Source organism: Pseudobutyrivibrio ruminis (genome assembly GCF_015057245.1).
Lineage (GTDB): Bacteria > Bacillota > Clostridia > Lachnospirales > Lachnospiraceae > Pseudobutyrivibrio > Pseudobutyrivibrio ruminis_E.
Genome location: NZ_SVET01000001.1, coordinates 374,539 through 392,717 on the forward strand (window position 1 = coordinate 374,539; position 18,179 = coordinate 392,717).

Annotated in this window: 20 protein-coding genes; 2 read left to right on the forward strand and 18 right to left on the reverse strand. The window is 38.7% G+C overall.

Annotated elements, in window-relative coordinates; genetic code table 11:
• From E7274_RS01795 to E7274_RS01845, 11 genes are all read right to left on the reverse strand, one after another.
• Window positions 1-1,254, reverse strand: a complete 1,254-nt coding sequence (locus tag E7274_RS01795; protein WP_304173219.1) for an ABC transporter permease — start codon at window positions 1,252-1,254, stop codon at window positions 1-3.
• A gap of 10 nt (window positions 1,255-1,264) precedes the next feature.
• Complete coding sequence (locus E7274_RS01800; RefSeq protein ID WP_304173221.1) at window positions 1,265-2,776, reverse strand: HlyD family efflux transporter periplasmic adaptor subunit; 1,512 nt, start codon at window positions 2,774-2,776, stop codon at window positions 1,265-1,267.
• Window positions 2,773-3,465: an ABC transporter ATP-binding protein gene (locus E7274_RS01805; protein ID WP_304173223.1), complete on the reverse strand. Its 693-nt coding sequence runs from the start codon at window positions 3,463-3,465 to the stop codon at window positions 2,773-2,775. Before E7274_RS01805 ends, E7274_RS01800 begins: the two co-directional genes overlap by 4 nt.
• Before the next feature lie 2 nt (window positions 3,466-3,467).
• Complete coding sequence (locus tag E7274_RS01810; RefSeq protein WP_304173225.1) at window positions 3,468-4,664, reverse strand: efflux RND transporter periplasmic adaptor subunit; 1,197 nt, start codon at window positions 4,662-4,664, stop codon at window positions 3,468-3,470.
• A 121-nt stretch (window positions 4,665-4,785) separates the two neighbouring features.
• Window positions 4,786-5,244: an HD family phosphohydrolase gene (locus E7274_RS01815; protein ID WP_304173227.1), complete on the reverse strand. Its 459-nt coding sequence runs from the start codon at window positions 5,242-5,244 to the stop codon at window positions 4,786-4,788.
• Window positions 5,245-5,343: 99 nt separating this feature from the next.
• A complete protein-coding gene (locus E7274_RS01820) occupies window positions 5,344-6,258 on the reverse strand; it encodes a hypothetical protein (protein WP_304173229.1) in 915 nt (304 codons plus the stop codon).
• A 17-nt stretch (window positions 6,259-6,275) separates the two neighbouring features.
• Window positions 6,276-6,929 carry a PilZ domain-containing protein gene (locus tag E7274_RS01825; RefSeq protein ID WP_304173231.1) on the reverse strand — a complete coding sequence of 218 codons (654 nt, stop codon included), beginning with the start codon at window positions 6,927-6,929 and terminating at the stop codon, window positions 6,276-6,278.
• 84 nt (window positions 6,930-7,013) lie between these two features.
• The gene (locus E7274_RS01830; RefSeq protein WP_304173233.1) at window positions 7,014-7,868 is read right to left on the reverse strand and encodes a bifunctional 5,10-methylenetetrahydrofolate dehydrogenase/5,10-methenyltetrahydrofolate cyclohydrolase; all 855 of its coding nucleotides are present in this window, start codon (window positions 7,866-7,868) and stop codon (window positions 7,014-7,016) included.
• Window positions 7,869-7,880: 12 nt separating this feature from the next.
• Window positions 7,881-8,495 carry a cyclodeaminase/cyclohydrolase family protein gene (locus tag E7274_RS01835; protein WP_304173235.1) on the reverse strand — a complete coding sequence of 205 codons (615 nt, stop codon included), beginning with the start codon at window positions 8,493-8,495 and terminating at the stop codon, window positions 7,881-7,883.
• Between the two features lie 49 nt (window positions 8,496-8,544).
• On the reverse strand, window positions 8,545-8,718 hold the full coding sequence (locus E7274_RS01840) for a hypothetical protein (RefSeq protein WP_155952487.1): 174 nt from the start codon (window positions 8,716-8,718) through the stop codon (window positions 8,545-8,547).
• A 45-nt stretch (window positions 8,719-8,763) separates the two neighbouring features.
• Window positions 8,764-9,684 (reverse strand): carbohydrate kinase family protein, encoded by a 921-nt coding sequence (locus E7274_RS01845; RefSeq protein WP_304173236.1) that lies wholly within the window; start codon window positions 9,682-9,684, stop codon window positions 8,764-8,766.
• A gap of 134 nt (window positions 9,685-9,818) precedes the next feature.
• Between E7274_RS01845 and E7274_RS01850 the strand changes: the two genes are divergently transcribed.
• Window positions 9,819-10,757, forward strand: a complete 939-nt coding sequence (locus tag E7274_RS01850) for a CobW family GTP-binding protein (protein ID WP_304173239.1) — start codon at window positions 9,819-9,821, stop codon at window positions 10,755-10,757.
• Here the strand turns inward: E7274_RS01850 and E7274_RS01855 are convergent.
• The 4 genes from E7274_RS01855 to E7274_RS01870 all read right to left on the reverse strand — a co-directional run bounded on the left by E7274_RS01855 (window position 10,754) and on the right by E7274_RS01870 (window position 14,338).
• Entirely contained in the window at window positions 10,754-11,995 is a 1,242-nt protein-coding gene (locus tag E7274_RS01855) for a 3-isopropylmalate dehydratase large subunit (RefSeq protein WP_304173306.1), read from the reverse strand. The two genes, E7274_RS01850 and E7274_RS01855, sit on opposite strands and share 4 nt — an antisense overlap.
• Before the next feature lie 10 nt (window positions 11,996-12,005).
• Complete coding sequence (locus E7274_RS01860) at window positions 12,006-12,500, reverse strand: LeuD/DmdB family oxidoreductase small subunit (RefSeq protein ID WP_090395500.1); 495 nt, start codon at window positions 12,498-12,500, stop codon at window positions 12,006-12,008.
• A 114-nt stretch (window positions 12,501-12,614) separates the two neighbouring features.
• The gene (locus E7274_RS01865; protein ID WP_090395499.1) at window positions 12,615-13,862 is read right to left on the reverse strand and encodes a 3-isopropylmalate dehydratase large subunit; all 1,248 of its coding nucleotides are present in this window, start codon (window positions 13,860-13,862) and stop codon (window positions 12,615-12,617) included.
• 2 nt (window positions 13,863-13,864) lie between these two features.
• On the reverse strand, window positions 13,865-14,338 hold the full coding sequence (locus E7274_RS01870) for a LeuD/DmdB family oxidoreductase small subunit (RefSeq protein ID WP_044937629.1): 474 nt from the start codon (window positions 14,336-14,338) through the stop codon (window positions 13,865-13,867).
• Window positions 14,339-14,480: 142 nt separating this feature from the next.
• Between E7274_RS01870 and E7274_RS01875 the strand changes: the two genes are divergently transcribed.
• Window positions 14,481-14,993: a YgjV family protein gene (locus E7274_RS01875; protein WP_304173241.1), complete on the forward strand. Its 513-nt coding sequence runs from the start codon at window positions 14,481-14,483 to the stop codon at window positions 14,991-14,993.
• Between the two features lie 12 nt (window positions 14,994-15,005).
• Here E7274_RS01875 and E7274_RS01880 read toward each other — a convergent pair whose 3' ends face one another.
• From E7274_RS01880 to E7274_RS01890, 3 genes are read right to left on the reverse strand one after another with little or no spacing between them, the layout of a single operon-like run.
• Window positions 15,006-16,196, reverse strand: coding sequence for an EAL domain-containing protein (locus tag E7274_RS01880; RefSeq protein WP_304173243.1), 1,191 nt, complete (start codon window positions 16,194-16,196; stop codon window positions 15,006-15,008).
• Between the two features lie 14 nt (window positions 16,197-16,210).
• Window positions 16,211-17,380, reverse strand: coding sequence for an alanine racemase (gene alr / locus E7274_RS01885; protein ID WP_044937626.1), 1,170 nt, complete (start codon window positions 17,378-17,380; stop codon window positions 16,211-16,213).
• A gap of 60 nt (window positions 17,381-17,440) precedes the next feature.
• Window positions 17,441-18,175 carry an amino acid ABC transporter ATP-binding protein gene (locus E7274_RS01890; protein ID WP_304173245.1) on the reverse strand — a complete coding sequence of 245 codons (735 nt, stop codon included), beginning with the start codon at window positions 18,173-18,175 and terminating at the stop codon, window positions 17,441-17,443.
• Window positions 18,176-18,179 lie beyond the last annotated feature (4 nt).

Here is an 18,179-nt window from a genome sequence, read left to right on the forward strand (position 1 = left end):
TTAATTAGTGCGTAGTGCATCAATAGGATTGAGATTAGCAGCCTGATGGCTAGGTAATATTCCAAATACAATACCGATTACCATTGAGAATACTACAGCTATAAAAGCCGCTGGCCATGATATTGCAACAGGTGTGCCACTCATAATGGATATTATTTGAGCAAGTCCAATACCACTAGCAACTCCAAGTACACCTCCCATGGATGTAAGTACGGCAGCTTCTGTAAGAAACTGTCCCATGATTTTCCCTTTTCTAGCTCCAATAGCTTTCTTTAGACCAATCTCTGCTGTACGCTCTGTAACAGATACCAGCATGATGTTCATTACACCGATACCACCAACTAAAAGTGAGATTGCGGCAATCCAAATAAGCATTGAATTTGTTGATGATGAAAGCTGCTGAAGCTGCTGTGCCTGTTCCAACAAATCCTTTGACTGATACTTGATTGTATCATCAGTTGGGCTGATGTATGAGTTCATAATATCTGCAGTCTTCTTTCCTGCCGCAGTCATATCATCAGTAGAATTTGCTCTGACAAGGACATTTTCCGGCTCATCATACTTGTAGCTTATAGGCCAGGTTGAAAGCGGAATATAAACTGTTCCAGATTCATCCTGCATGTATGTTTCATAATCGGAAATTGAGTTGATTGTAGGCTCAAATGTTGATCGTGATGCAACAACTCCGATTATAACATATGAATCCCCTTGAATCTCAAGGATTTTTCCTATTGGCTCATCGTTGTGAAGCAGCTCCTCTACCACACCGTCATCTATGATGCAGACTTTTTTGTAGTTTTTAAGCTCCTCTTCAGTAAAGAGTCTACCGTCTTTAACTGTAAGGTTGGCTGTTGAAAAATAATCAGTTTCAACACCCTTTACATAGCCACCGTTCATGGAATTATTCAAATAATAGACTCCATCATAAACCTGTCTGTTGGCGTATTTGCTTGCAGATTTGACCTCATCCAAGTCTCTGATTTCAGATAAAGCATCATCGCTTACCTGAGGAACTCCAAATGGTGCTTCGCTATAGCTTAAATCAAGTGGCCAATCATTTTGATAAAGCTGAATATCCACTGTGTTGGAACCTGAACCAATAAGATTTTCTTTAATCTGCTGGTTGGTTCCCTCGATAGTAGATACTATGGCGATAATAGCCGCAATACCAATTATGATACCCAGCATTGTCAAAAAGGATCTAAGCTTATGTGTCCATATGCCTCTAAAGGCTAATCGTAAATTTTCTAACATAAGTCCTCCCTTAATACGCAAAAGAATCTACTATTTTGCAATTCATACCTTCCACTGCCCCATTTCCATAAGGGAATGCAAGATAATCATCCATAGTAACACCGCTTTTAACTTCAATCATTGAACCCCAAAGGCTCTTGCCGACTTTTACATAAACCTTTTCAAGTTTATTGTCAGCATTCATTTTCATAACATAATTGCCACCAGCATCCTTACGTACAAAGTATGTTGAGATGTAAAGACCGGTATCTTCCTGGCCAGCTGGTGTGATTGTAATATCTACTGCGGAGCCAATTTCAATACCGCTGCTTCTATCGAAGCTTGCCTTAAACTCATAGTTGCTGCTGTTTGTGTTTCCATCTCCAGAATAGAAATTGTTGTTATCTGTGTTTGGAGTATCACTGATATAAGTAATTACTGCATCTGCTGTAAGACCTGTATCCCAAGAAGAAATAGTGACAGTATCTCCAACATTTACGCTATCCAGATAGAACTCTCCGATACTGCCGGAAATATAGTATTCATCAGTAGCTGTAACTATCATGAATGGCTGGGTGTTGTTGTAATTGTCCTTATTTTGAACCTTCGATACTGTACCTGAAACCTTTGCTAGAATCTCACCATTGTCATTGGTGTTTTTCATAACATCAAGCTCATTTTCCTTTTTTCTAAGATCAAGGTCATGCTTTTTTAGGGTGTTTTCAACCTCTTCTATCTTATCCTTGAGCTGTGTAGGTGTGTAACCTTCAGGAGCATTGTAGCGCTCTACAACATTTCCCTCTCCATCAACACCTTCATGACCAATCATCTCTCCTGTTTCTGCATTGTAATAGAATGTACCTACAGTAACTTCTGTTGTTTCATAATTTTCGTAGCATTCGAAAAGAGAATGATCCGCATTTACGATAGCATTGATTTTGTCAGTATCCTCAGATTCATCCAGGGAACTTCCCTTTTCATCATAATAGAGAGTGGATGTAATATTTCCAGACTGATCATAGAATTCTTCGTAAACAACATGGTCTTCCTTGTATTCTCCGAAGGTAGATCCGGTTTTTAATCTGTATTCCTTACTAACTAGAAACTCTCTTGTTCTGGTATCTGGTGAGCTTGAAATGTATTCAGGAATAGGTGTTGTATTCTGAAGTCTTTCAAGTGTAACTGTATCAGCAATATACGCTTGTCTAGCTTTTTCTACTTCAAGCTCCTTGCCTTTAATGTCCTGTGTTTCTTTTTTAACTGTCATCAGAACATCGCCTTCGTTAACATGATCACCAGGCTGAACATTGACTGATAAAATCTCTGTTCCTGATGAAAGGTAAGTAGTCTGAGACTTGTCTGATGTAACATCTCCATAACTGTTGATAGAATCGCCCCAGTAGCCATCCATGGCATACATACTAACAGCCACAACCTCGGCAGTCTTTTTGCTTTGACTGTATCTGTAGCCACCGTACAAGCCACCAACGACCAAGGCTAGAATTATAACTATTATGAGGACAGGTTTAATTATCTTTTTCATTCCTTATCCTCCTCTAATCCATGGTAAAGCTTACCATCCACAATTCTGTATGTCTTTTTTGCATGGCTAGCAATATTAGCATCGTGAGTAATCATTATAATAGTTGTGCCTTCATCATTGAGCTTTTGAAAAAGGTCCATGATAGCTGCACCTGATTTTTGATCCAAAGCACCTGTAGGCTCATCTGCCAAAAGTACCTTTGGATTATTAACAATAGCTCTAGCTATAGCAACTCTTTGCTTCTGGCCTCCGGAAAGCTGATCTGGACGGAATTTTACTCTGTCAGCAAGGCCTACTCTTGTAAGTGCCTCAATTGCTCGTCTTTCTCTTTCTTTTTTAGGTACTCCTGCATATGAAAGAGGTAGCGCTACATTTTCAATTGCGTTTTCCTCATTCATAAGATAAAAGCTTTGGAAAACGAATCCGATAGAGTGAAGTCTCAAATCAGACATCTGTCTATCCTTAAGCTTTAATACGTCCTTATCTTCAAAGTAATAAACACCGGATGTAGGTTTATCCAGGCAACCAATAACATTCATCAGGGTACTCTTTCCAGAACCTGATGGCCCCATGATTGCCACATATTCACCTTCGTTTACAGTAAGTGACACATCGTTTAATGCTGGAACCGAGGTCTCTGTGCCAGATTCACCGTAAACCTTGTAAATGTTTTCAAGTTTTACAATCATTCTTATTCTCCCTCGTATTCGCTAACAGTCTTCATTCCCTCAGTGTAATCTTCCATTGGGAAAGCGATTAATGTGTCATTATCAATACCAGAAACAGAATATACCATCTGCTCCTCATAATAATCTCCAAGCTCGATAGGAACCTTTGTTAAACGTCCCTTGTTGTCTGCCCATACAAATGGATTGCCCTCTTCATCATAGGCAATATAGTAATCATATAAATATGTGCCATCTGTAAAGTCCATCTCTGGAGCATCTGTCTGTCCAAGTTCGATGTATAGATGCTGCCCCATCATTAGGCCCTCACTATCCTCAAGTGTGATGTAAAAAGGATATTTTGTGGAACTAGAATCAGAAGAACCACCACCATAATATGACGAATCATTGTTTTCCTGCTTTGATTCAGTATCAATCTTGGTAATTGTTCCTTTCCATGTCTGACTACTGTCCACACGAGAACGAAGTGTTACAGGCTCATCCACATTGATTGCCCATACGTTTTGCTCGTTGATTTGTCCCTTAACTCTCATCTCCTTAGATGCAAGAATTGTGATAAAAGAACCGTCTGTTGTGTATGGGTTTGTATCATCTGCAATCTTTGTAATTGTGCCATCAACTGTAGAAGTTACAGTAGAATTTGCTATTTTATTGTTGTTAGCTTCAATCTTTGCATTAACCATTTCAATATTGTTTTGGGCAATAGCAATGTCTGTATTTAATGAATTAATTTGATTGGTAAGCTCTTCCTTTTTAGTTTTATCCTCATCTGTATTGCCCTTGATTTTATCAAGCTCTGCCTGAGTCTTGGTAATATCGTTGTTGTAATCAGCAATACTAAGGTTATAGCCTTCAATTTCAAAGCCATACTGAGTATTCTCTGATACCAGAGAATCTGTTTTATACGAAAAAAGAGGTGTTCCAACTGTAACAGTGTCGCCCTCAGATACAAAAAGCTGATCTAACTCTCTGTCAGAACTTTTTGTGATACCTGTAGACTCCTGACCTTCCACAACGCCCATAAAGACATTAGTAGAATATCCACTGTTAGTTCCCATGATATCAGACAAAGACATAACGTATACCTCCGCTGAATCATCAGAACCAGTTGCACCTCCTGATATAATTCCTGATTTCCACACGAAAATTCCTGCAGCCACAATTATCGCTGCAAGCACAATAGCTATAACCTTTTTTTTCATATCATTCGTCCTTTCGATGAACATTAACTGTTCTATTTCCCTTAATACAGTTATAGCATTAATATAGGGCCATTGCAAGCAAATACAATGGCCCTAGTATAATATATTCTTAATTTAATTTTTATCTACAAAGCAGTGTTTCTCGGGTTGATACGCATTTGTCAGCGATGCATACAATCCATGCTGCTCTGCTTTTAGGAATCTTTGTGATATTGAGTGGCCACATATGGCTTTCAATAACATCCTGGGTTCTTTTCCCTATTCCAAAATCATTAATAGCATTTTCTTTTGCTGTGTTTGAATGAGAAAAACCATGAAGTCCATGTCCCTCATCAGTAACATGCCAATCGTACAAATAGTAATCGTGTAAAAAAGCTCCTATTGTAAGAACTCTATCATCTGCTCCTATATGAAGTCGTTTATTGATCCAGAAGCTAAGTCTAGTGACGCTTTCTACATGATCGAATGTTGTTATTCTCCCATGTTGGAAATAATTCTTCATTTTCTGAACTCTTAAATCACTTCTAATTGGCGCCAAGATATTATTTAATCTTGCCTCTTCATCTGGTCTAAGTCTCATAACACCTCCGAGATAACCATATTCACTACAAATCGCAGTTGAAATATTATCAAAGAATTATGTCTAGGCTGTGAATGTAGTATGTAGAATATGATAATTCTATCTGAATTTGTAGAAGGAATCTGTACGTCGTCCGTCATTAAATGAACCTTCTATCAAGATAGAACCTGCATGGTTAACCTCGGCAATCCCCACCTTTCCTGTATTCTCCTCTAAATATGAAATATAGAAAACATAAACATCTTCCTTGAAGAAATAATCGTATCTCTCCTCATCGGATAGACTTTCTTCTATTTCCAAGCAACAGTCTCCAGGATTAAGCAAAAACCTTCCCACATAATCAGCATCCTCTCTGGAAAATGCAACTGTATATCCTTCCTCCTCTGGGAAATCCAAAAGCAGCTGAGCATAAGCATCATCTGCCGATTCCACCGGAACCATCTGATTTGAGGAAACCCTAGCTTCCTCGGTTGGATTATAATCTTGAATACTAAGCCATAATCCCAGAATCCAAATCTGAATAAATAAAATCAAAGTTAAACAAACAATTAAAACTCCCTGTACATAGCGTTTTACTTTGCCAACACTAATCTTGCTAGGAGCCTTTTCTTTAACTGTTTCTTTGCCCTCTTCTTTTTTCTCTTTCTTTATAGTAATAGATTTTATTTTATCTATTATCTTTCTGAAGTCAGGAAGCTTAAGCTTTTTATCATTTTCTTTAGTCTTGATTTTATTTTTAGCATATTCGCTATCACCAATAGTTGAGAGACAGTGTTGGCATATTACTTTATTATCAGCGTGCTGCCCGCAAATAACACATGTCTCATCCACAGCCTGTCCAGCTGCTATATCAAAAATCCTTGTTTTAAATCTCTTACCAAAAACAGAACCTAGAATTTGTCTTTCATTTTCTAGCCTCAGTATACCTTCAACAACCTCCATACGACTAAAATCGTATTTAGAAGTAAGTCGAACCATATATAGTAGCTCTTGTCGTAACTTATCGTCTGCCATATAATTCGTCCCTATCGCTATCTATCTAACTTTTCATCCATGCCTTTAAAGCATAGATACGCTAAAAGCTTATTATCTCTCTCTAAAATTTTACCAGCATACAATATGCCATTGTTTTCAGCTTCAGCTCTATTTACACGAGCCTTTACAGCCAAGCTAAAATCTGAATTATGAGCATTATCAGCAAAGTTAACCTCTACAACGTCACCTATTGTGACTCTATTAGCATTACCAATAAAGGAAACTCCACTGTCGCTAATATCCAAAACTGAGATGGAGAAACGTCGACCATCTTCCATAAGAGCAGAGCCTGGCTTTTTCACATGCACTCTAACATCCTCACGTCGTTCACTGGATGCTGCGATTTTACCAAAAGCCTTGGCATCTACGGCATAGTAATCCACACCTCTGAATTTGATAACGTTAACAGCTACATTTTTCCACACAACTCTACCACCAGTGTGTGGATCTATGCAATGGAGTGAGAATGTCATGCTCTGTGGAGATCCATTTGTAAAATCCACAACCTGTCCGTTATACACGTATGGCTTAACCAATGCTCCTGTTTCAGCATTAGTTCCAACCACCTCTGTCTTCAATTCAAATGATGAGCCACCAATAAGTACTTCTAGTGTGACCTCCTGTCCTGCCCTTAGCTGCTCAATAATCATAATTCGTCTCCCTTAACCCCTTATAACAACTATTCTACATAATTAATCGGAGTTTTTGTATAAAAAATTCATACATTTTGAAAATTAAACAGTCTTTTTTGCTGCTGCCTCTACAACATGCTTTACAAGTATGCTTGTTGTAACACCTCCAACACCACCTGGCACTGGAGTAATAGCATCTACAATTGGTTCAGCTTCGTCAAACTTAACATCGCCACAAAGCTTGCCTTTTTCATCATTCCAGCTAATACCAACATCAATTACAGTCTGGCCTTCTCTCAAATATTCCTTTCCAATGCTTTCCATTTGACCAGAAGCTACCACTACAATATCTGCATCTTTTGTAATAGAAGGAATATCAACTGTTCTTGTATGGCAAATTGTAACAGTTGCGTTTTCGTGCATAAGCATCATTGCAACTGGTCTACCAATAACAAGTGAGCGACCAATGACCGCAACCTTCTTGCCAGAAAGTGCAATATCATAATGCTTTAAGATTTCCATTGCTGCCTCAGCTGTACATGGTGCAAAACCAAGATTTGTGTTTGTAAATACACCGGCAAGAGATAAATCAGTGCATCCATCCACATCCTTTTCAGCCTTCAGCATATTTCTGGCTTTCTCACCATCGATATGCTTTGGAAGTGGTCTAAACATAAGAATTCCATGAACAGAGTCATCCTCGTTTAACTCATTAAGCTTCTCAAAAAATCCTTCTTCAGAAACACCCTCCTCAAGAGCCTCAACCTGTACTTCCACTCCAACCTGCTGGCAGCGCTTTATTGCTCCTCTTTCATAGGAAAGATCATCTGCTCTCTCCCCAACTCTAAGGATAGCAAGTGTAGGATTAACTCCCTTTGCTTTGAGCGCTTCCACCTGATTAGCCATTTTTATATTTAATGCATCAACTACTTCTTTACCTTTTAATAACTTTGCCATGATACCTCCAGTTTATAATCTTTCCATAACGCTTTTGTATATTTCATCAGCTTTGCTTACATACTCATCAACTAATGCTTCCACTTTAGAATCTAAATCTGAAGCATACTCTCTATCCTTCATAGATTTGGTGTTTATCTTTACATTGACAGCTGCCCCTTTAATTGCGCCCTGTAGCATTGCGACTCCAGTTGCAGCATCGCTAATCATAAGTACTGAACCAATTTCTGCAAATTCTCTTTGCAAATCCACAGCTTCACATGCCAGCTGAAGAATCTGAAATGGCACCTGTGCAGCATCCTTCAAGCATTTTTCCATTATCTCATCTCTAGAAGGGTCTTCCTTTGGGATTGAGTAAGCCTTAGAAAGAGGTTCAAAGGCAATAGCATCATCATCAATGCCTTTTAAAAGTTTAACTCTAATATCCTGAGCCTTTTCCATTAGCTCTTTTATTTCTGTCTCTACGTCTGCATATTTCTTTTTCCCAACAGTGAACTCGCCAACCATATCCCCAAGAGCGATTCCAATGCTAGCAACCATTGCGCTAGCTCCGCCACCTCCTGGTACTGATGTCTTTGAAGCAAGCTTCTCTGTAAATTCCTGCAGTGTTGAATTAGTTAAACTCATAGCATTTCTCCTTTTATATAATGCAAAAAAGACCTTGGCAATCCAAGGTCTAATCAGTAATAAAGTCAAAAATAGTCATCTGGTCAGAATCAGCTACTAAATTGTCGTAGTTTTCCTGCTCCTCTGGTGTTAATTCTCTGTGGTAAACGTATGTCTCTTGCTTGATAACACCGTCCATATCAAAATACATCTGTCTGTATTTTAGATTATCATTTTCTAACATTACTCTAGCCCAATCAATTATCCTAAATTATTCATGACTATTCTATCATACTTCTAAGCCGAACTCACTAGGTAAAAATCGTGGGCATACATTATCTGAAGTTACAATTACAGATGCTGCAAGTGTAGATCCAATTTCACAAGCCTCTTCAATTGTTTTGCCGTATGTAAGACCAATTGTTACGCCAGCGAAAAATGAATCTCCAGCTCCTGTTGTATCCTTTACATCTACCTTTCTAGCAGGTACGAATCCTGTGTTGCCATCAATATCTGCATAAACAGCACCCTGGCCACCAAGAGTTACAATCATCTTTTTGATCTGCGCACCCTGGATTTTCTTTGCAAGGATTTCTTCCATCTCCTCAGGTGTTTTCTCTGAATAATCATCCATGAAAAGGATGCCTGCTTCCTGCTGATTGCAAACGAAGCACTCTACATTCTTTAAGAAATCTCTGCGTTCAACAGCGATACTCATGTTTGATACAGCTGCATAAACCTTTAGATTATACTTTTCTGCATATTTGAATACTCTTTTGATGGAATCCTTTTCCATATCAATCTCAAGAGCAATACTATCTGCGTCTTTGAAAATCTCATCACCCTGTTCATCAAGAATATCGTTGATTACAGAAAGATCAGGACGCTTTGAAATAGATGCAACAACGTCTCCATGATTATCAAAAACTGCAAGCCACTTTCCCATTCCATCAGGAGTGCGGCGAACAAATCTTGTATCTACCTTGTGATTGTTAAGCTTTTCAAGTACGCCTGTACCGATACCGCTTTCATCTACAAGACTGACAAATGTAGGACGAAGCTCAACATTTGCAATATCCTCTACAACGTTTCGGCTAACGCCACCGTGTACTTCCTCTACAGTACCAACATTTCTACCTGCTGGAATATAGCTTGCTGTAGAGTGACCTTTAATATCAATAAAAACTGCTCCTAGTACTACAATTCCCATTATTAATTACTCCTTTTTAAACAATGTATAAATACTATCACATGCTTTTAGAATTTTAAACAATAATTTACTACCAATGTGTTGTCCTTTATAATATACCTAAATTGTTACATAACTATGATACGAGGTATACCATGATTAAAGTAGACTTAATTACAGGATTCTTAGGTAGCGGCAAAACTACCTTTCTAAAAAAATATGCAAATCACTTCATTTCCCAGGGCAAACGCATTGGAATATTGGAAAACGACTACGGCGCAGTAAATGTTGATATGCTTCTTCTTAATGATTTGCGCGGGGACAATTGCGAGCTTGAAATGGTTGCCGGTGGATGTGACGCCGATTGCCACAAGCGCCGTTTTAAAACAAAGCTTATCGCCATGGCAATGAGCGGTTATGATAGAGTTATCATTGAGCCATCTGGTATTTTTGATGTGGATGAGTTTTTTGATGTTCTCAGAGATGAACCACTTGATAGATGGTATGAAATAGGTACAGTTTTAACTATTGTTGATGCTAGACTAGAGGATAATCTTTCCGATGATTCTGATTTCTTCTTGGCAAGCCAGATAGCAAACGCTGGGCGCATCATTCTCAGCAGGACTCAACTTACAGACTTGGAGCATATTGAAAACACCAAGTCTCATTTAAAATCTGCGGCAGAAAAAGCAAACCTTAATATCAATATTGATTCTATTGTCTTTGATAAAAATTGGGATGATTTAGATGATAATGATTTTGAATTAATCTCAAACAGCAGCTATGCTTCAAGATCATACATAAAAAAAATAACCACTGATGACAGTGGTTATAAAACAGTTTATTTTCTTGAGCTCCCATTAAAAAAGGAATGCCTAAAAGAAAAAATCGATACTCTTATGACTGATTCTTCATTTGGCGAAATCCTTCGTGCAAAGGGCTTCTTTAATGAAGACGATACTTGGTATCAGTTCAATGTCACAAAAAATGAATTTGAACTAACACCAATGTCTGTAGGTCAGCAAGTCTTCATTGTTATTGGTGAAAACCTTAATGAAAGCAAAATCCGTGAATTTATGGAAGCCGATAATTAAGCTTCTGTTATCTTGCCTGCAATTGCTGTTGCTGCAGCTGTTGCAGGGCTTGCAAGATAAATCTGAACCTTGCTAGTTCCCATTCTTCCAAGGAAATTTCTATTGTTAGTGGCAACCACCACTTCATTATCTGAAAGGATTCCGCCTCCTCTTCCACAGCACAAACCACAGCCTGGAGTAGTGATAATCGCACCGGCATCTGAAAGAATTTCAAGTGTACCGTCAGCTAAGGCCTCTCTATAAATCTTGCGACTTGCAGGAGTAACAATCATTTTCACAAATGGCGCAACATGCTTTCCCTTTAAAATTGTTGCCGCTGTTCTAAGATCCTCTAATCTTCCATTTGTGCATGAGCCAAGGAATACCTGATCAACCTTTGTCCCCTTAAGCTCTGAAACTGGATGAATGTTATCCACCAAAGATGGACAAGCCAACACAGGAACCATATCCTCTGCTCTATATCTGAGAATTCTTGAATACTTTGCATCATTATCTGGCTTGAGAGCCTTAATGCTTTCGTCATATTCTATCTTGCAATAGTCGCATGTCTTATCATCAGGAACAAACAATCCGCACTTTGCTCCAGCTTCCACAGCCATATTAGACATAGTCATTCGGCTAGCCACGCTCATGGCATCTACTGTACTTCCTGTAAATTCGATAGCCTGATAGGTAGCTCCTGATGCAGTCAAATCCCCGATTATTCTAAGAATGATATCCTTTGATGTAACATTTCCTGGCAAAGTACCATCTATTTCTATTTTGATAGTCTCTGGAACCTTTATCCAAAGTTGACCTGTTCCAAGGATGCCAGCCATTTCCGTATATCCGATACCTGTTGAGAAGGCACCAACGCAGCCATATGTAACTGTATGGCTATCCGTTCCAAATGCAATGTCTCCTGGCTTTACATATCCAGCTTCTGTCATAAGCTGGTGGCAAATACCATCTGTTCTATGAACATTTTTGATGCCATATTTCTTGGCAAATTCATCTCCCTCTCTGAAATGACGTGTGTCATCTACCTGAGTTGCAGGAAGGAAATGATCATATATAAGAACAACGCTGTCAGGATTTTTTACCTTTGAAAAGCCCATCTCTTCAAACTTCTGAACAGCAAAAGGAACCATGATGTCATCAATCATGCACCAATCAACATCTACTGTGACAATATCTCCAGGTTTTACATCATGCCCTACTTTATTTCCAATTATTTTCTCTACTAGTGTCTTTCCCATTTTTCCACCATTAATCCAATCCATTACGCTTTCTCATAGCTTTTACCAAGCCGCCTGCTTCGAGTATTTCCAGAAGATTATCTGGAAGTGAGGCTATTTCGTAGGATTTACCATTTACCACAATTTCCTTGCCTGGTGTAACCTCAGCAATATCTCCCTCTTTAACCTCATCATACAAATCCTGATTTTCAATTAATAGCAGACCATTGTTAATGGCATTTCTGAAAAAGATTCTTGCATAAGATTTTGCAACAACACAGGATACCCCAAGGGCCTTTACAACCTCTGGAGCCTGTTCTCTTGAAGAGCCGCAGCCAAAATTGTTGCCAGCTACAATCATATCTCCTGGCTGAATCTGTGATGCCAAATCAGGCCTAAGTGGACTAAAGGCGTAAGGCTTCATTTCCTCCACCGTCTTAAACGCCAAATACTCTGTAGGTAAGATTATATCTGTATCTATGTCATCCCCAAGGACCCAAATTTTCGCAGTAAATTTATCACTCATAAATTCTCTCCAATCTAGTCTATGCACATAATCTTACATTAACAATCATTAACTCTCTTCCTTCGACTACATGTCTCATACAGAGAGCAAATAGATTGTTAATTAGATTATGATCTATAGTTTATCTGCAGTAGTTATAAATCCTTCTACCGCGGATGCAGTTACAGTTGCCGCTGATGCAAGATATACAAATGAATCCTTGTGACCTGCACGTCCTTTGAAGTTACGAGTGCCTGTAGAGATTAGAGTTTCACCTTCACCGATTACTCCCTGGCAGGCGCCCCAGCATACTGAACAATTAGGATTCATAACCATTGCTCCAGCTGCCATAAATATATCAAGTAGCCCTTCCTTAAGAGCCTGCTTGTACACTTCTCGACTGGCAGGTACCACTAAAAATCTAACTCCCTCTGCAACATGCTTACCTTTGATTACTTCTGCACCAACTCTTAAATCCTCGATACGTCCATTGTTGCAGCTACCAAGAAATGCCTCGTTAATCTTTGTACCTTCACATTCCGATGCTGGTACAACGCTATCTACAAAATGAGGCTTTGCAACTATTGGCTGAATCTCAGATAAATCAATATCAAAAACTTTCGCAAACACTGCATCTTCATCTGATGAGAACAGTGCTTTAGGCTCACGTCCATGGGCCTTTAAATACTCCATCGCAACATCATCAACCTCCATAAGAGCAGTCTTTGCACCTGCCTCAACACACAGATTGCAGATTGAAATTCTGTCAGCAATTGAAAGGTCATGTAAGCCTTCTCCTGCAAATTCCATTGCTTTATAGTTGGCTCCATTAGCAGAGATTCTACCAATGATGGTAAGAATTAAATCCCTTGCGTATACCCCCTTATTAAGCTTTCCATGAAGATTAAAGCGAATTGTCTCTGGAACCAATAACCATGATGTTCCAGTAACCATAGCGTACAAATAATCTGTACAACCAACGCCCGTACCAAAAGCCCCTAACGCACCGTAAGCACATGTATGGGAATCTGCGCCAAAAATCAACTCTCCTGGACGTACGTGTTTTTCCATCATAACCTGATGGCACACTCCTTCTCCCTCATAAAAAGTAATTCCATGCTCTCTGGCAAAGTCTCTCATCTTTTTATGACTTGCTGCTGTTTTAGGGCTATCAGCAGGAATATTGTGATCAATAACCCACACAAGCTTATCCACATCCGCAATACGTGGATGCTTAAGGTTGTTATACATGTCTATTGTCAAATGAGTAGTTCCATCATTACTCATCAATCTATCAAGTGTAACTGTCTCGATATCACCAGCCTTACAGCTCTCCTTGCCAGCTGCTGCGGCGATAATCTTTTCTGCCATTGTCATTCCCATATCTAATCCTCCTTATCCAAAGATGCTATAAGCCCGCCTTGATCCAAAATTTCCTGCATCTTTTCAGGTAGCTTAGTACAAGAATATTCTTTTCCATTTGCTTTGATGATGCCAGCATTCAAATCCAGTTCCATTTCATCTCCGTCTTTTACTACATCATAAAGCTCTTTACTGACAATAACCGGCATGCCAATGTTTATAGAGTTTCTATAAAAAATACGAGCGAATGATTTAGCTATAACTGCTTTCACACCTAGTGCTTTTAGTACGCTTGGCGCCTGCTCTCTTGATGAACCACAACCAAAGTTTTCATCAGCCACAACAAAATCACCAGGCTTAACCTGAGATGCAAAATCGCCATTTAGGGACTCAAATGTATGCACTTTCATTTCGTCTATTGTGGGAAAAAGTAGATACTGAGAAGCGATAATCTGATCTGTATCTACATCTTTGTGAAATCTAAATACCTTGCCCATATTTCCTCCTTTTACATGTTGTCACATTTTCTAGTTAATCTATTCTACCTTAATTCTTTAGCGATTTAAAGAGGTAAAAACTTTAAAAAATCATAAGATTGTTTTATTATATGTAAATATGATTTTTGATAGGAGTTAATAAATGAATTTAGTTTTAGTTGGACGAATCTTTTCAATTTTGGCTTGTATCCTTATGGTGTTAATCGGATACCTTAAGCACAAAAAAACAATCCTATGGGCACAGAACCTACAGTTTGTTCTTTTTTCTATATCCTACGCTTGCCTTGGTGGTATTGCAGCAGTTGTAGGAAACATGGTTAGCTTGCTTAGAAACCTTATCTGTCTTAAATGGAATCTTACTGTTCCGCTTCAGATTTTCTTCATTGGCTTTCAGGGTGTTTTCACTTTCATAACCACTCAAAACAGATGGATTGATTGGCTTCCTTTTGCCGCAGCTACTATGATTACACTTTCACTTAGATCTAAAAAGGATTTAATGATAAAGCTTGGATGCATCGGCAGTATTCTTTGTTTTGGAACTTATGATTTCTTCCTTAAGAACTGGGTTGTATTTGCATTCGATGTTTTCTCACTTATCACAAGTTTAATTGGTGTATATAGAATTCTATTTGATAAAGAAAAAGAGGCCTTTTAAAAGGCCTCTTTCTTATTCTTCAACTTTTCTTGAAAAACCTATCATCAATACATCTTCCTTGTGTGGATGTTTCATAAGATGAATTATAGTTCTAAACTTTTGTGGAACACCTGCCGCATTATGTTCTACAACAACCTCTACCCTTGTTTTTCCTTTATTATAAGCTTTTAAAAGAGCAGGTCGTGTGAGATTTTCCTCATAGACTTTATATGACTCTCCTACACATATTGCTAATGCATTGTGAGTCATATCGTCAATAACACCTGCTGTAGGCGCATCAAAGAAAATCTCTGGGTTCTGGTACATCATATAATAGCTATTCTTATACAGATTTCCGAACATTATCATGTCATATTCTGTCTTCATAGCTCTTAAAAGCAGGCTGTGAGTGCTGAATGTTCCCTGCTTCTTAAGGAAATCATCATCATCAACCATCGGAGCATTGTCTATCATTGCAAGCACAAGGAAATCCTCTTTTTTGAGTGGTCTAGAGAATAAATACCCCTGAACTCTATCACAATCCATATTCTGCAAAAACTTAAGCTGCTCCATAGTCTCTACGCCTTCAGCTATAGTCTTTAAGCTAAGACGTCTTGCAAAGAAAAATACAGTTTCAAGGGTACCACGTCCCCTATCATCCTGACAATTATCTTCCAAGAAAGCTTTATCAACTTTCAAAAAACTAACTGGCATATTCTTTACAAATTGTAATGATGTAAAACCTGCACCGAAATCATCGATAGCAATTTTAACGCCTGTATCTGCGATGTTTGTAGCCCACTCCTCTATGGATTTTAAATCCTCCACAGCAAGGGCTGACTCTGTAATTTCTACCTCAAACATCTCTGGCTTTACTTTATATGTTGTAAGAATGGCCTGTAACTTGCGATAGAAATCTTTTTCTTTTATATGCCATCTAGAAAAATTGACAGCAATTGGAACTGCCTTATCTCCCATTTCATGGATAGTTCGACAGGCTTCCTCTGCCATATACCAATCTAAAATATTAATATCATCTGTCTTTTCAAGTCTCGGTATGAATTTGTCTGGGCTAATTATTTCGCCATTAGGCTTCACCCATCTAACAAGTGCTTCAGCACTAACAATTTTACCAGTACTGGCATCGTACTGTGGTTGATAATATGCTTTGATTTCACGATTCTCAATAGCATTTACTACTTTATCCAAGAAAGAAGTACTCATAAAATCCTCAATTACTACATCCTAAGCATTAACTCACGATCAATAACTTCCCCATTTCGATAATAAACACGAGGAACACGCTTGCTAACTGCACAAGTTAATTCGTAAGGAATAGTACCTGCACAAGCAGCTAAGTCATCAATACTGTTCTTCTCCCCAAATATTTCAACTTCACTTCCTACATCTACAGTAGGCATATCTGTAATATCAATCATACACATGTCCATGCAAATTTTACCCCTAAGCTTTGCTGGACCTTCCTTTGTGTAAAGTGAACATTTATTAGAAAGACTTCTAAGAAATCCATCTGCATAACCATATGGTAAAACACCAATACGTGTTGGCTTGTCTGTAACAAACATTCCGCCGTAGCTGACAGCAGTTCCTTCTGGATAAATCTTGATTGTGCTGACAGTTGTTTTCATGGTCATGGCTGGACGAAGTCCCATCTGATGAGCGAACTCACCATAACCATATAATAACAGGCCTGGACGCACCATGTCTAGATAAGTTTCTGGGAAACGAGCAACTGCTCCTGTGTTTGCGCAATGTCTAATTTTAAACTTGTGATTAAGCTGCTCTTCAACTGCAGAAATGACTCTGGTGAATAACTCAAACTGATGCTTTGTATAATCATCATTGGCCTGACCAAACTCATCTGCCTCAGCAAAATGAGTAAAGATTCCTTCTGCCTCAAGACCTGGCATCTGGCATGCTTCTACAATGCCGCTAACGCCTGTATCAAAATAACCGTTGTCGCAAAGGTATCCTAAACGAGACATTCCTGTATCCACTTTGATGTGAACTTTTAAAACGCCTCCTGCCTTTACTGCTTCTGCACTATACTCATCAGCCTTTGCCTTACAAGTGATGGCCTGTGTGATTCCATATTCAATAAGACGTGGAACCTGCTCCTTTGGAGTATGCCCCAAAATAAGAATAGGCATCTTGATGCCATTTACGCGTAGCTCTAATGCCTCATCTGCACTGCTGACAGCAAGATAATCAGCTCCCAATTCCTCAAGGAGCTGACTAACTTGAATACTTCCATGTCCATATGCATCGGCTTTTACTACGCCAAGAAACTTGACATCACTGCCTATTTTTTCACGAATCTTTTTGTAATTATATGCGATGGCGTCGAGATTTACCTCGGCCCATGTACGTCTAAGTGTTGATTCCATAATCGTATTGCTCCATTATCATTTAATGTTCAATACTATTATAGTCATTTATCTTAAAAACTAAAGTACTTTTGACAAGAAGTCCTGTAATCTCTGAGACTTTGGAGAATCGAAAATTTCTGCTGGAGTTCCCTCTTCTTTGATTCCCATTTCGTCGAAGAAAAGTACTCTATCTGCCACTTCTCTTGCAAATCCCATTTCGTGTGTAACAACTACCATTGTCATACCATCATCAGCAAGCTCTTTCATAAGATTGAGAACCTCACCAACCATCTCTGGATCTAGTGCAGATGTAGGCTCATCAAACAAAATAACCTCTGGATTCATAGCAAGTGTACGTGCAATTGCAATACGCTGCTTTTGTCCACCTGAAAGACTATCTGGATAAGCAGATGCCTTATCTGCGAGACCAACTCTTTCAAGAAGCTCTGCTGCTTTCTTGTTTGCCTCTTCCTCGCTCATAAGTCCAAGCTTTACTGGAGCAAGTGTAAGGTTCTTTTGGATTGTAAGATGAGGGAAAAGGTTGAAGTGCTGGAACACCATTCCCACACGACGTCTTACATCATTTATATCTACTCCCTTTGCAGTGATATCCTCACCATCAAGATAAATCTTTCCGTCTGTAAGATTCTCAAGCTGATTTAATGTACGAATGAATGTAGATTTACCACAGCCTGATGGTCCGATGATAGCAATAACCTCACCCTTTTCAATCTGCATATTTACATTTTTAAGAACTTCATTCTTTCCAAATGATTTTGATAAGTTTTCTACTTTTATTAATACTTCACTCATGCTA